This window comes from Pseudoalteromonas luteoviolacea NCIMB 1944, from assembly GCF_001625565.1.
Lineage (GTDB): Bacteria > Pseudomonadota > Gammaproteobacteria > Enterobacterales > Alteromonadaceae > Pseudoalteromonas > Pseudoalteromonas luteoviolacea_F.
Window position 1 is genome coordinate 489,921 of record NZ_AUXS01000075.1, and the last position, 13,452, is coordinate 503,372.

Genomic DNA, 13,452 nt, shown 5'->3' on the forward strand with positions numbered 1-13,452 from the left:
GCGGTATAACAACTTTTCCATAAGTTTCAGCATATTGTGTTTGTTTTCCTAATTGATGTTATCAAGGGTTGTTGCCATTTTAGTTACACTTTAATAATTCTATATAATGTTCAAACTTATTTTTTGCTTTTTGCCACTGAATACTGGTATGTGACGACAAGAATTTATCTGACAGTTCATTACCTTTGATAAAGTAGTCACACGCATTGTCAATTTCACCGACCTCAGAAGCGATGTAGCCTAGGTTAAACAGCTTTTTCCTGTAGCTGACTTGGTAATTTTCATTGTCTGGATGAACTTGCGTTAAACGAAGTGCAAATGCTCTCGCTTTTTCTAAATGACTTTGTGCTGACTTTTTGTCGCCGAGATTGTAAAGGTGTATTGCTACTTTCGAGTGTGCGCCTTGTAAGAGGCTGACAAAGTCTAGGTTGTCTTCATTTTGGCTATAGAGCTTTTGAGCTGCTTTAAGGGCTTTTTCGTAGTACAGAGTACTTTGCTGTGTTTGATTGGTCTGTGAAAAATAATTTGCATAAGCCATATATAGTTCGATGCTATGTCCTTGCCAATCAATGTTATTCTCATTCAATACACGTAGCTTTCTGGTTATATCTAAGCCTTCGAGGAAGTGCGCTTGCGCTTCAACTAGATACCCTTGTGCTAACTTTCTACTGCCCAAACGGCTTGCCAATAAAAGTTGAGCAACTTGTACATGGACATTATCTGGGTCTTTAATAGAGTAGAGTTTTACTAATTCATCAGCGTGATCATAGTACTTATCGGCATCTACAAGGTTGCTACTGTTTTCAGCAAGGTTAATGTAAATTCTCAACAGGTTATATTGTGAAACAAGATGATTTGGATCATTCTTAAGCTGCTTTTCAAGGGCTGTTTTCGCGCGCAATAGCCAATCGCTGGCTTGCTGCTCCGAAGGCTCGGTCTTTGCGAGGTTTCTGAAAGTGTTGACTCTGAGTACGTTAAAAGCTTGCTCGAGACTTTGTGTTGGCACTTGCGTATCGAGTAGTTGCAAGGTTTCATTATATTTTTGAGCAGCTAGCTGCAGGTCGCCGTCCCACAACGCCATAAATGCGAGCTGTGAAATTATCTTCGCTTTGGCAAGTGCCAATGATGGATCTGCTGGAAGTAGTTCAGTTTGTTGTAGTGCACGGTCTAAATACTGTTTGGCTTCGTCATTCCTACCTTGTTTTATTAATAGGACACCAAACTCATAATTGAACGACATTGCGATTTGCAGCTCTTTAGGATCGTCATTTCCAATTTGCGCTATTTTGCTTTCTAACTTTGTTAAGGTCTCAGTGAGTTCGCCGATATGCGTCGAGTCATCTTGGCGTAGAATCTTTACTTTTATTAGTAATAACCTGAGTTTATCGATATCTTCTAACGGGATATCATCAACGCTTGATACCAGCTTCGATATGTGGTTGTTTAAGTATTTACGTTGAAAAGTGGGTAAGTACTGCGCCAGTATCGGTTCGATTGCATCTATATTTAGTAGTACGTTGTCTTTTAAATGAGTGAGTGCTTGCGTTGTTTTGGCCTGCTCGGCAACAACAAGCTGTTTTTGATAATAAGCAAAAGAAGCGGTACTCAGGGCACAGACAAATAAAATACTGGTGGTAAATAAACGTCTTTTTTGTGCTTTGTTTTGTGTTTCAAGCACCGTTTGGTAAAAGCTCTGTGAGGCGAGAATATAGTTTTTAACCGCCTGTAGGCTGATGGTACCAGGTTGGCTTAAGTACTTTGTGCCATCTTGTAGCTCATGTTTGCCCAGCGTGAAGTTGTTTTGTTCATCGGGTTGTGCAGCATAGTTCTTCCACTGTTTGTATTTTGCCTCAACACCATGAAACCACTGTAGGTATTCCTTTCTGGCACTTAACCAGATAAAAAAGCGCGGCCAAATCTGTTGATCTAAGGAGAGTTCTTCCGCAATTGTAATTAGGCAATCGTGAGTTAACTTAACATAGGGAGGTAATTTATGAACTTGATGGCGGATAACAAGTTGTTTTTCAATGAGGGCATTCACCAATTCTAACAATTGCGGATTTTCTTTTTCTAGCGCCAGAAAGTCAACGTGCTTCGAATAGCATGTACCATTGATATTGACCCCAATAAAGAGTTCGAAAAACTGCTCTGTTAGCGGCTCAAACTGCCCCAATATAAACTCAGCTTGTCGATAGATAACCCCAGTTAGTTTGTTAAGTTGGTTATATTGAGAGAAGGTTAAGACTTTGGGTTGATCGCTGTCTATGGCCAGCGCATGCATCTGTGCCAATAGATACTCGACCGCCGGCAACGCATGAGAAAGTTTGAGGGCCTCAGTTTGGATAGTTTGGGCAAGCCCTTCTTCTAGTTCAATGCCCAGCGCAATCGCTTGGTTGTTGATGATTTTTAACCAGTCTTCGGCAGTTAAACTATGTGGTACATAAAAGTCCCTGCCGATCATATCAGTATTGTGTAAGTACTCGCTGCGAATGCTCGTGATCACTGATATGGGGGTGTGCTCACCTAATAATGATAGGCTGTGTAACAAGCGGTTATTTGGTTCAATTTCAAAAATTTCTTCGAATTGATCAATATACCAAATGTAGGTTGTTTTATGTGCGGTAAGGTGCAGCGAAAGCTCGTCTAGGTAGGTTGTGTTTAACTTCAGCAGTTCTTCAACAAACTGTTCAACGCTGATTGACATTGTTTGTAAAACAGTTTCAAAACCCGCATCACCAGACTTGATGAAATGCGTCAACAGTGCCGCGCTACTTTCAAAGTCTTTTGGTAAGCCAATTTGCCACTTTACATTGCCTGTTTGCTTTGCAACGGCAGGAAGCAACCCGGCTTTAATTAAGCTAGATTTACCGCTGCCGGATACGCCATGTACCTTGATTAAACTAGGTCGTTCGTCGAGTAGTGTCAGTAAATCTGAAGTCAGTTTGTCGCGACCAAAAAAATAGTATGCATCATGAGGCTCGAAGCTACGCAAGCCTTTAAAAGTCAACGACCCTGATTGCTGTGTACCATCGTACTCATCGCCCAACAGTGTTTGAAGCGCTTCATTAATGTGCTCTATTGGACATAATTGGCCGCCAAGTAGCTCAACTTCATGAACAAGGCTGTGGTCAATTTCGCCATGATTCGGTGCAGGGTAAAAAATAACAAATGGGCCACTGTGACGGTGTGTCATTGCGTATAACGCACCTTCAATTTTGTTGTTTATATGCCCTATGCTGTGCACATTACCACTGGGGGACACTTCCCCTGTTGCGAAACAAGTGGAGGTAAGTTGAGTGTTTTTTCCCAAATGTTTGCGATAAGCCAGTGCACAACTGAGTGCATACCCCAGACCGACGCTAGTACTGTCCTCTTGTAAATTAACAGTTTCTTGATTGCTGGTGACCAAATCGAGCTCGATGAAAAATTGGCTTTGCTGCCTATCGAGCGGATTGAGGGACATGAAAGCGGCTTCAGCAGCCATGGCAAAATAATTTCGCTGTTCTTTGAACTTGTAGCCTAAGGCGAGTATCAAATCGTTGGCAAATTTGACTTTTACTTTTTGGCGATCTTTTGGTTTTATAAATCTGAATTTAGGGCTGTATGTATAGCGTTTATCAGATAGAAGAATGTGCATTATTATTAGCTCTTTATAGTAAATCGTTGATCGCACGATCATCAATATTTTCAGTTATTGCTTACCTATCGTGTCAAGCACGCTCACAATGTCATGGTCTACGCCGCTGTCCCTATTAAAACGTTAAATCACAGTAAAAAATAACAATTGCGATAAAAAAATCCTTACACCTGCTAAGGGTACAAGTCTAATGAATATTATTCATATTTACGAAACTTTTTGATTTGCTTTACACGACTTTTTCGAAAACGTTAATACCCTACGTATAAATTAAGTTCGCTTACTATGAATTTTTTAATAAATCTACTTTTTTTTAAATTTTATGAGTTTTTTGTGGTTCATTTTGTTATTTTTTAATCAAATAGGCGTTTAAATTGAAAAGGAGCCTGTTTTCTGTTCAAGATCTGGCTTTGGAATTGGGTAAAAAACTGGTATAAGTGAAGTAGGACAGATTGATTTTTACGCGTAATTTATCCATTTTTGTGAAAGATCTTGAATAGGTATATCTCGAATTTAACAATTATCTTAAATGTAAGCAAAAGGAAGCACTGTTACAAAATAGGTAATGGCTTAGCTTAACTTTAAGTGATTGGATATATGTACGTGTGAGAAGTTATGTTGCATTAAAGGACGTGTTCGCATCGTGGAAATGTAAAAGTTAAATTCAGTATTAACAATGGGTTAGGGAAAATATAAAAAATATAAATATCGCTTAGCTAGGAGTTAGTATGGGTTTTTTTAATAGAAGTGCAGTTTTTGCGAGTGTGTTGGTTGGTTTGGGGCTCTGTGCGAGCACACACGCATCAAATAATGACAGCGCATATCTGGTACAATACAAGCACGGGCAGCTCTCTCAAAACGTTCTTGGCTCTTTAAAGGTAATTGGCCAAAGTGGTGAAAAACTCATAGCTCAGGGGGTATTATCACAGCAACAGGTGAGTGAGATAATTCAGTTAGACGGAGTATCAATTGAAGCTGATTACGGCTTATCTCTCAGTAGTAATTCTCTAGATTATTATAAAGCGACTGCAAATAGTCTCGATGTGCTGGCACACAGTGAGCTGGAGCCATATTGGTTACGAGCGACATCAATAAGTAAACTACCTTCGGCATCCAACGACATCTCTGTTTGTGTTATTGATTCTGGTGTAGATAGCAGTCACCCAGACTTGCCAGCCAATATTCATGGTTATCATAGTGTATATGCAGGCTTTTGGGATCAAGATGCACTGAGCCATGGGACACATATGGCAGGGATCATTGCCGCACAAAATAATGGTATCGGTGTAAAGGGCGCACTGAGCGAGGGGGGAGCTAGCTTACAAGTCCATAAGTTGATCAAAACCGCCAATGGAAGAAACTCAGCTATTTGGGGTGGGAATCTAATCGAAGCCATTGAAGTGTGTGCAAATTCAGGTGCTAAGGTCATCAATATGTCGTTAAGTGGTGAGCAGTTCTCACCGATGACCATGTCCGTCATTGATCGGCTTGCTTACGATCGTGGTCTTATTTTTGTAGCGGCAGCAGGAAATCACGGCTCAAGAGAGAAGAAGCTGCAAGGTCAGTACAACGATGCACTGCATTACCCGGCTTCATATCACAATGTGTTGTCGATAGGCGCTTTGGAAACGGATGGCAATATTGCGGCTTTTTCACCAACCAATCCAAATATTGATTTTGTAGCCCCTGGCAGCAAAATACTTTCAACGGCGAATCGCAGCCATTATGCGGTGCAAGATGTGGTTATTCAACACAGTGGTGCAGTATCAGATGCGTTAAAGTATACGCAGATCGACGTGGGTCTGAGCAGCTATTCGATGCAAACTTCGCTCCCTCAGCAATGTGTATATACGCTAACAGCAGAAGATGTTCAGCAGCAAATGACCGAGCGCACCCTGTCTTATCAAACGCGTCAGAGTTTAAGCAGTGCGCAAACGAACTGTATTGCGGAAGGTGGTAAAGTATTGCTGATTAACTACCCTCAACATCCAAATGGACGTTTAAGAGGAATTGATTACTATACTGAATTCCCAACATTACTGGTACATCAGTGGCCAGTGGTCACTGATAGCTCAAATATGTCTGTGGCTATCAGAAGCTATCATAGTGACTATGTTGTGGGAGCCGGTACATCGCAAGCAACGGCAATTATTTCCGGAGGTATCGCGAGGTTGTGGTCCCAAAACCCCAACTGGGATCGAGCGCAAATTATTAATGCGTTAAGATCGACAAGTCATGATTTAGGTTCTGCTGGTAAAGATAGTGTCTACGGCCATGGTTTACCAAATTTTGCAGAAGCACTTGCCTATTTACAGTCTGGGAAAACACCAGCGTGTCCAATGCAATGGTATCACAACAAATCCTATGAAGGTGGAGAGCAGGTGACTTATCAAGGCAAGATATATAGTGCTCACTATTGGAACAAAGGGGCCAGTCCAATCTTAGCGCCCAATATGTGGCGTGAGCAAGGAGAGTGTGATACCACTAATCAAAGCCAATCAGCACCTAGTGACGGCGGTTACAGCATATTAGACTTTTCTGGTTTAGAGAATGAAAGTTCAACATACAGTTGTAAAGGATTAAGTTTGATGTGTGGTGGCTAAACTCACAATACAATAAGGGTCTGATGACCCTTATTGTATTTGTAAAGCAATCTCTATTCGGTGTGGTGCTTTTTTAAGAATGACCTTCTAGTAGCCACACATAAACAACTGGAAAACCATTTTTATACTGAACTTGCAAATCTAGTAGCTGCCCACTAACAACTTGCTTAATATCAAATTGGGTATCACTGAGAAAAAACCGTCCATCTTGATTAAGTAGCGTGCTGGTTGCCGAGACCGTGATCCCTTTGTTTTTAGCAAGTTCAACCAATGCATCACGGATGGCGTACTTTATCGCGCTGCTTATCAGGTTATCTGGCGCTATAGTCCCATCTTCTCCGAAATTGCCCATAACAACGCTTCTTCCCTGATATTGGTGAATCTCTCGCCATGATTGACGAGTAACCTTCTCCTGCTGATGGTCGCTCATACGGTAATTTGCAAACAAGGTTGAGCCGTATTGACAGCTATTGGTCATAATAAGCGGAAGTTGGTAGTCACTGCCGCTGACTTCTCCTTGGCGCGAAAAATGTGTGCGGTGATGGTCTGGCGAATATGATTCTTCGTAACGCTCTTGCATATTCACACGCGTTTGCGTTAGGTATCCAGCTAGTGCTTGTGCGTTGACTGCTGTCATAGGCAGTTGTTGATGAGCAAATGCAGTGTAATAGCTGGCTCCAATAACGCTGTTGTCGTCATTACATAACCACTTAGGTTCGCACAAAGTGAACTTGCAGGTTATCGCCTCACAGGCTTGCCGCGCTTTAATCGGGTGCGTACTGGCGTAAATGTATAAAGTGTCTGAAGTGATATAGGGATCTGAAAAGTAGATCTCCCTACCATTTGCTAAAACAAGGTGCTTTTGTTCTACTGAAAGCGATTCAATTTGATTGTCTAGGTTAGGTAAGCCATGGAAGTTAGCAAGCAGGGCAGCTGCTCGCTGTCTGCTGGCGACAATGGAACCATGTTTAGTCGCGCTGAAGGGGGCTGCGGTGCCAATGAACCCAATTTGATCTTCAAAAACTGGATTTTGCAGCCAACATGGGGCGATTGCTTTCACGGCCGGCTTGCTGTTTGTTTGCGTAGATTGGCATCCCATCAAGGTAACTACGCTGAGACCAATCCAAAACTTAGTATGTGATAACATGTTGAAACCTTAGTGAGAAAGCTACCTAAAATCGGTGTTAGTAGCGTAAGTCCTTTTGTATTAACTAGTCTCTCGCAATGGGATATCAAATTCAACCATCAGGCCTCCTTGAGCACGGTTTTTCAACTTTATTTGACCTTGGTGGGCGTGAATGATGTCATTGCACAAACTGAGTCCAATACCTGAACCATCTTGTTTTGTTGAGTAAAAAGGCAGCAATGCTTGATGGAGGTTGCCATTTACAATGCCTGTGCCTCGGTCAACAATTGCAATTCGTAATCGGTCATAATCTTTAACCACTTTAACTGCTACCTGTGCAATATCGCCACCTGACTGATGGGCGTTCTTTAAAATATTGATCAATACCTGCTCTATTTGCGTCATGTCAAAATAGGCCTGCTCAGTAGGTAGTGGAGCGAGCAGTTCAAAAGAGTACAAAGTTCTAACTTGATCAAATAGAGGCTTCAGTGGGTGATAGTGTAAGTTAGGTTTGGGCAAGCGTGCAAAGCGTGCATATTGTGCAATGAACTCACTGAGGTTCAGTGTTCTTTGATCTATGGTTTGCAAAATATCTGGCAGTAATTCGAGGTGTTTATTTTGCGCTAGCATTGTTTTTGCGGACGATGTCAATGAGCTAATAGGAGCTAGTGAGTTATTTAGCTCATGACTTATCAAGCGAATAGCGTTTTTCCACATATTGAGCTCTTCTTGGCTGAGCTCTTGGGAGACATTTTTTAAGATCATTAATTGGTGTGGTTGATGGTTGAATGTGACGGTTTTAAAGCTCAAATAGTAGCTTTGTTTGGTGTCGTCCTGTTCGAAACTGATCATGCCAGACTGAGCTTGAGCAATGGACTTTTGTAAGTAGGGGTGCAGATTTTCACAGCATTGATGCAAGGTCATACCATCCAATTTAGAGGACTTTAAAAGCTGTGTAGACTCGTTGTTAAAATACACTATGTGTTTGAAGGGGTCGAGTAACACTATCCCCATCGGAGACGCTTGCACTATGCTATCGAGCAGTATTTCTCGCTGATTAAGTGTTTGTCTTTGTTTTTTTAGGTGCGTGGTGAGCTTATTGTACATGCTCACCGCAGTACTTAAATCGGACTGTTGATGTTCGGAAATACGGATTGAAAAGTCATTGTCATGAATACTTTTAAGGCCGTTCGTGAGTGTATCTATGGTTCTCTTATGCTGCTGAAAAATATATTCACAGCTAAAAAATACCAGTGGCAGTGTGATAAGCAGTGATATAAGCAAACCGACTAAAAAAGGCGCTTCAATAACATATAGTGTGCCTTGAATGCCTGTAGCTAGTAGGATGAATATCGTTGCAAAACATGACATTTTTCCAGCTAAAGAGCCCATATTATACTTCATTAGCGTGCTATCCCGAATTTGTCCATACGGCGATACATTGCTTGGCGACTTAAGCCCAAACTTTTTGCCGCGTGTGTGACATTACCATCGTGTGACTGTAAGGCACTTTGAATGTCCTGTGCCGATAGTCCTGTATTAGCTGAAGAATTCGTTTGATTGGGTTTGAGACCTAAATCAGAGGCTTCAATGAGTTCGCTCTGAGCCAGCAATTGTGCACGGCCAACGACATTTTGCAGTTCTCTGACATTGCCTGGCCAAGTATGGCGTTTTAGTGCATTGATGGCGCCTGAACTAAACCGTTTATGGCCTTGCAGAAAGTGCTCTGCTAGCGGGATAATATCATCGGGTCTGTCTACTAGTGCAGGGAGTTTTAATTCGATCATATTCAGGCGGTAATACAGATCTTCTCTAAATACGCCACTGGCAATCGCGGCAGTTAAATCAGCATTGGTCGCGCTAAGTACCCTGACATTGACTTTTTTGGTTTGGCTGCTGCCAACAGGTTCATATTCTCCGGTCTGCAGCACGCGCAGCAACTTTTGTTGCCCTGAAAGTGGTAAGTTTCCTATTTCATCCAAAAAGATGGTGCCGCCATCGGCCGCTTCAAATCGGCCGATACGACTCTTTGTTGCCCCCGTGTATGCACCACTGACTACGCCAAATAGCTCAGCCTCAATTAGGTCTGCTGGCAGCGCACCTGCATTGACTTTAACAAATGCATTGTTGCTGTAGGCGCTATTGGCGACAATCACTTCGGCGATTTTTTCTTTTCCGGCGCCATTAGGTCCCGTAATGAGGACGGGGGCGTCTGAGTGGGCCACTTGTGTTGCAACTTCCAGTAAACTGAGCATCGCAGGATCAGCATAAATAAGACCTGCTAAGTTAAACTGCTCGTTTAGTTTATTAGTACGTGTTCTCGATTGTTTTTGCTGTTGAAATTGTGCTTTTTCAAGCCGGTACATTTCGAGCAATTGATTGACAGATGCCAGTAGTTTTTCTTCCCGCCATGGTTTTTCTAGATAGTCGGCGGCCCCGTCTTTGATGAGCTCCACTGCGGTTTCTAGGTCAGCCCAAGCGGTCAATAAAATAATGGGTAAGTCAGGGTTGAGCGCTCGGATCTCTTGGTAGAGTACTTTGCCTTCCGCACCTGAGGTGGTGTCTTGGCTGAAATTCATATCTTGAATGACTAAATCATAGGCTTGGCTGTTCAATAGTTCGAGCCCTTGTTCAGGTGTTGTCGCGCCGTCACAGTCAATGTCATTGAGTAAAAATAATAGCTTGAGTGCTTTTATTACATCTTGATTGTCGTCGATCACAAGTATTTTATTTTGCATATTTTTATCATTTATAATGCCGGTACAAATGTACCGGCTTGTTATTTAACTGGTTTTTGTAACCTGTGCAGGTGCTATTCTAGCTGCTTTTCTAGCAGGGATATAGACTGCTGTGGCGCTAAGTAACCAAACACATAAGGCTACCAAGCCTGCCAGCCAAGGCACAATAAGCCCTTGGATCCGGAGATTAGTGACAAAATATTGGTTTAGCCACAGCGCAGCAAATAGCCCCAATATAATACCCACAATGGCTAATATTGAGTTTTCGATGAGTAGTGTCTGCATTACCCTAGATTGGCTTGCACCTAAAGCTCGTAGCACACCAATCTCCTTTTTACGTACAGATATTGAGAAGGAGACTAATGCAATGATCCCGACTCCTGTAACCAAAATAGCAATGCCACTGATCCCCATCATAATAAAAGCAAAGGTACTGCGACCATCCCACAAACGTTTCTTTGCTCGGGCTGCAAACTCAACTTGCTGTACTATTCGGCCATCTTCTTCAAACAGTATGTCCTCAATGGTCTCGAGTACGGTTTTATCTGTGTTTGGTGTCACTTTCACCAAGTAGTTTACTTGGCTGTTTCGGCCGTAATGCGCTTCGGGTAAAATTGCTGAGTGATACCAGTTATTGGTGTAGACTGCGGTTTCACCTAACATCATATCGTCATATATGGCAATGACTTGGTAGGGCGCGCGGTCACTATGCAAATAGACCGTTTGACCAAGGGCGCTTTGTTGCGGGAAAAGCTTCTTTGCTAAGGCACTACTTATCATCACCACGCTGGCTCTTTGGTTTTGAGCTGCGGCGCCAAAGATATACTCGGTATCATAAAAGTGGCGTCCTTGGCTTATGTTGACACCCAAAGTCTCGACGCCGCCCTGTGTTTGGGCAAAAAGCGCAACATATTCTCCCTGATTGTCTGTATCAAGCGTATTGTTTGCAAAGTTGCGACCATTTACCGTTGCTAATACCAATTCATTGGCCGCATAACTTGCAGATTCAACGCCTGGCAAGGCTTTAAGACGTTGTAAATCCCGCTCGATGAGTGCCCCGGTATCAAGGTTTTTGTCAAATACACGGGTGTAAACATTGATAATTTGTTCTTCCGCGATATGGGAAGGAACAAGCCAATTTTGTAATGTACGATAACTGATAAAGCTGGTATTGCCGACAATGGTGACCGCTATAGCAATCTGTAATGTGATCAACAACGAAATGCTTTTATGCTTTAAAATGAGTTTTAAAATATGTTTAATCGCCATGAACTTATCCTCTTAACTGAGATGCGGGAGCAATACGGCTGGCTGCGATAATCGGAAATAAGCCCGCGATTAAAATAGTGATATAGATGGCCATTGCTGCTTTAAATGCGAACCACATATCCATGCTGTAAAGTCGCTGTACTTGCTCTGCTACGCCGACATAATCCATTTGGTACATGGCCAGAAGATACATGACATAAAGGCCAATTTGGGCACCAATCAGGCCTAATATGATGGCAATGGTGGCGCCAAGAAGTAACTCAATCATTTGTAGTTTTACAATGTACAATCGGTTCGCTCCGAGTGCTCGGTAAAGGGAGACCAGTTTGGCTCTGTGTTGATTTTTTGCTAGCAAAATGCCAACCGTGTTCACCAAGGTGATAGCAAACAGTAAGTAAGCAAAATTTAAATACACTCGTTCCCAATCCATAAAGCTATAAATGGTGTCGTGAAGGAGTTTTAACGATTGAATATAATAAGGTTCACTATGGGTAAATCGGCCTAGAGTCGATTGTTGCTGAGTGTAATTCCTCATCCAAAGGGTCAGCTCGTCAACTTGTGCTTGTCTGCTGTCTGATGAGACTTGCGCCCAAGCATGTAAGAAGCCACATTCGGCACTTTTCAAGCCTGTGACATTGGTTTGGCGAAGCTCAGGGCGCAGAGCTTCATCTTTGGTCATACATGGCATATAACCGACTCTGGGCAAGTTATTTGCTAGAGCGTAATCCATAGGTACAAATGCCATGTCATTATTTCGATTGCTAAAGCTAATATTTTGAAAGCGGTGAGTGTGCTGAGATAAGTCAACAATGCCGACAACTTCTAGTTGCTGGTTATTAATCATCACAAACTTACCAACAGAGTTTGCCCCGGCAAATAAGTGATCATTGGCTTTTTTATCAAGCACGATGACATTGGCGTCATCCATATTGCTATTCCAAGCGCTGCCAAACAAAAACGGCGTGTTCATCATCTCAAAAAAGCGGTGGTCGACTGCTGAGCCTGTTGCATCTAGAGGTCTTGCGCTGTTGTCATCGAGGTCGATAACAAATGAAGTGGTGTAGTTAAAGCTTAAGCTTTGCAGTGAGATGTCATTTGCCTCATATGCATCAGACAAGGCTTGTGCATCGCGATAGGTCAATGGTGGCGTTCTTAGCGGGTGGCGTCTATCAAACTCAGCATCCATGAAATTGAGGCTAAGGTGCTGAAGTACATCTAGCTTATGAGACATCGCTGAGCGACCACTTTGGTCAATGATGGTTCCCATAGTGAGCAGTAAGGTAATGCCGATCACCAAGTTCACTATCATCAGCGCCGTGAGTTTTGATTTTTGTCTAAATCCTTGCCATGCAAGGTGAAGTGCATCTTTCATGGGGTCACCTATACCGCTAAATCAGTCAATTGGCTTTTGGCTATGTCGCTGACCTGACCGTCTAAGATCTGAATGTTGCGATGTGCTCTTTGTGCCAATTCATTATCATGGGTCACCATAATCAATGTGGTGCCTTGTCGGTTTATTTCTTGTAGAAGCTCCATGACCTGACGAGCCATCATGGTATCTAGGTTACCTGTCGGTTCATCCGCCAATAAAAACCTAGGTTTGCCCGCCAGCGCTCTGGCAATAGCAACCCGTTGTTGTTGCCCGCCACTAAGCTGGGCTGGGAAGTGGCTTGCGCGGCTACCTAAACCAACCAACTCTAGACTCTCTTCAATACGCTTTTTACGTTCTTGTCGGCTAATCCCGCGAAAAATGAGTGGCACTTCAATATTGTCGTATAAATTTAAGTCAGCAATGAGGTTAAAACCTTGGAAAATAAATCCTATTTTCTCATTTCTGAGCTTCGACAAATGCTTGTCCGTGAGTTGGCTGACATCTTCTCCGTCTAAAAGGTACTGTCCTTCTTCGAACGTTTCCAACAGGCCAGTAATGTTTAAAAAGGTGGTTTTGCCTGATCCCGATGGACCAGTTACTGCGATGAATTCACCTTCTTCAACACTGAGATTTACTCCACTTAGAGCATGTGTCTCGACTAAGTCAGTACGATAGATTTTGCTGATATTATTCATTTGTAGCATGGT

The 13,452-nt window shown here is 42.6% G+C and carries 8 protein-coding genes; 1 reads left to right on the forward strand and 7 read right to left on the reverse strand.

Going from position 1 to position 13,452, the window contains the following annotated elements; all coding sequences use genetic code 11:
- Positions 1 to 79 precede the first annotated feature (79 nt).
- The gene (locus tag N483_RS24500) at positions 80 to 3,637 is read right to left on the reverse strand and encodes a hypothetical protein (protein ID WP_063383400.1); all 3,558 of its coding nucleotides are present in this window, start codon (positions 3,635 to 3,637) and stop codon (positions 80 to 82) included.
- Positions 3,638 to 4,365: 728 nt separating this feature from the next.
- Here N483_RS24500 and N483_RS24505 point away from each other — a divergent pair.
- The gene (locus N483_RS24505) at positions 4,366 to 6,240 is read left to right on the forward strand and encodes a S8 family peptidase (RefSeq protein ID WP_023401322.1); all 1,875 of its coding nucleotides are present in this window, start codon (positions 4,366 to 4,368) and stop codon (positions 6,238 to 6,240) included.
- A gap of 73 nt (positions 6,241 to 6,313) precedes the next feature.
- Here the strand turns inward: N483_RS24505 and N483_RS24510 are convergent, their stop codons facing one another.
- Genes N483_RS24510 through N483_RS24535 form a run of 6 tightly spaced genes read right to left on the reverse strand, consistent with a single transcriptional unit; the run spans position 6,314 to position 13,449 of the window.
- Positions 6,314 to 7,387, reverse strand: coding sequence for a hypothetical protein (locus N483_RS24510; protein ID WP_023401323.1), 1,074 nt, complete (start codon positions 7,385 to 7,387; stop codon positions 6,314 to 6,316).
- Positions 7,388 to 7,447: 60 nt separating this feature from the next.
- Positions 7,448 to 8,770 carry a sensor histidine kinase gene (locus N483_RS24515; RefSeq protein WP_023401324.1) on the reverse strand — a complete coding sequence of 441 codons (1,323 nt, stop codon included), beginning with the start codon at positions 8,768 to 8,770 and terminating at the stop codon, positions 7,448 to 7,450.
- Positions 8,770 to 10,104: a sigma-54-dependent transcriptional regulator gene (locus tag N483_RS24520; RefSeq protein WP_023401325.1), complete on the reverse strand. Its 1,335-nt coding sequence runs from the start codon at positions 10,102 to 10,104 to the stop codon at positions 8,770 to 8,772. The genes N483_RS24515 and N483_RS24520 overlap by 1 nt, the downstream gene beginning before the upstream one ends.
- A gap of 45 nt (positions 10,105 to 10,149) precedes the next feature.
- Positions 10,150 to 11,373 (reverse strand): ABC transporter permease, encoded by a 1,224-nt coding sequence (locus tag N483_RS24525; protein WP_023401326.1) that lies wholly within the window; start codon positions 11,371 to 11,373, stop codon positions 10,150 to 10,152.
- Between the two features lie 4 nt (positions 11,374 to 11,377).
- Positions 11,378 to 12,745 (reverse strand): ABC transporter permease, encoded by a 1,368-nt coding sequence (locus N483_RS24530; protein WP_023401327.1) that lies wholly within the window; start codon positions 12,743 to 12,745, stop codon positions 11,378 to 11,380.
- An 8-nt stretch (positions 12,746 to 12,753) separates the two neighbouring features.
- Positions 12,754 to 13,449, reverse strand: a complete 696-nt coding sequence (locus tag N483_RS24535; protein WP_023401328.1) for an ABC transporter ATP-binding protein — start codon at positions 13,447 to 13,449, stop codon at positions 12,754 to 12,756.
- Positions 13,450 to 13,452 lie beyond the last annotated feature (3 nt).

What these genes read in the sequence shown, in the direction of transcription:
- N483_RS24500 (WP_063383400.1), bottom strand. Translation starts at nt 3,637, where the DNA reads ATGCACATTCTTCTATCTGATAAACGCTATACATACAGCCCTAAATTC.
- N483_RS24505 (WP_023401322.1), top strand. Translation starts at nt 4,366, where the DNA reads ATGGGTTTTTTTAATAGAAGTGCAGTTTTTGCGAGTGTGTTGGTTGGT.
- N483_RS24510 (WP_023401323.1), bottom strand. Translation starts at nt 7,387, where the DNA reads ATGTTATCACATACTAAGTTTTGGATTGGTCTCAGCGTAGTTACCTTG.
- N483_RS24515 (WP_023401324.1), bottom strand. Translation starts at nt 8,770, where the DNA reads ATGAAGTATAATATGGGCTCTTTAGCTGGAAAAATGTCATGTTTTGCA.
- N483_RS24520 (WP_023401325.1), bottom strand. Translation starts at nt 10,104, where the DNA reads ATGCAAAATAAAATACTTGTGATCGACGACAATCAAGATGTAATAAAA.
- N483_RS24525 (WP_023401326.1), bottom strand. Translation starts at nt 11,373, where the DNA reads ATGGCGATTAAACATATTTTAAAACTCATTTTAAAGCATAAAAGCATT.
- N483_RS24530 (WP_023401327.1), bottom strand. Translation starts at nt 12,745, where the DNA reads ATGAAAGATGCACTTCACCTTGCATGGCAAGGATTTAGACAAAAATCA.
- N483_RS24535 (WP_023401328.1), bottom strand. Translation starts at nt 13,449, where the DNA reads ATGCTACAAATGAATAATATCAGCAAAATCTATCGTACTGACTTAGTC.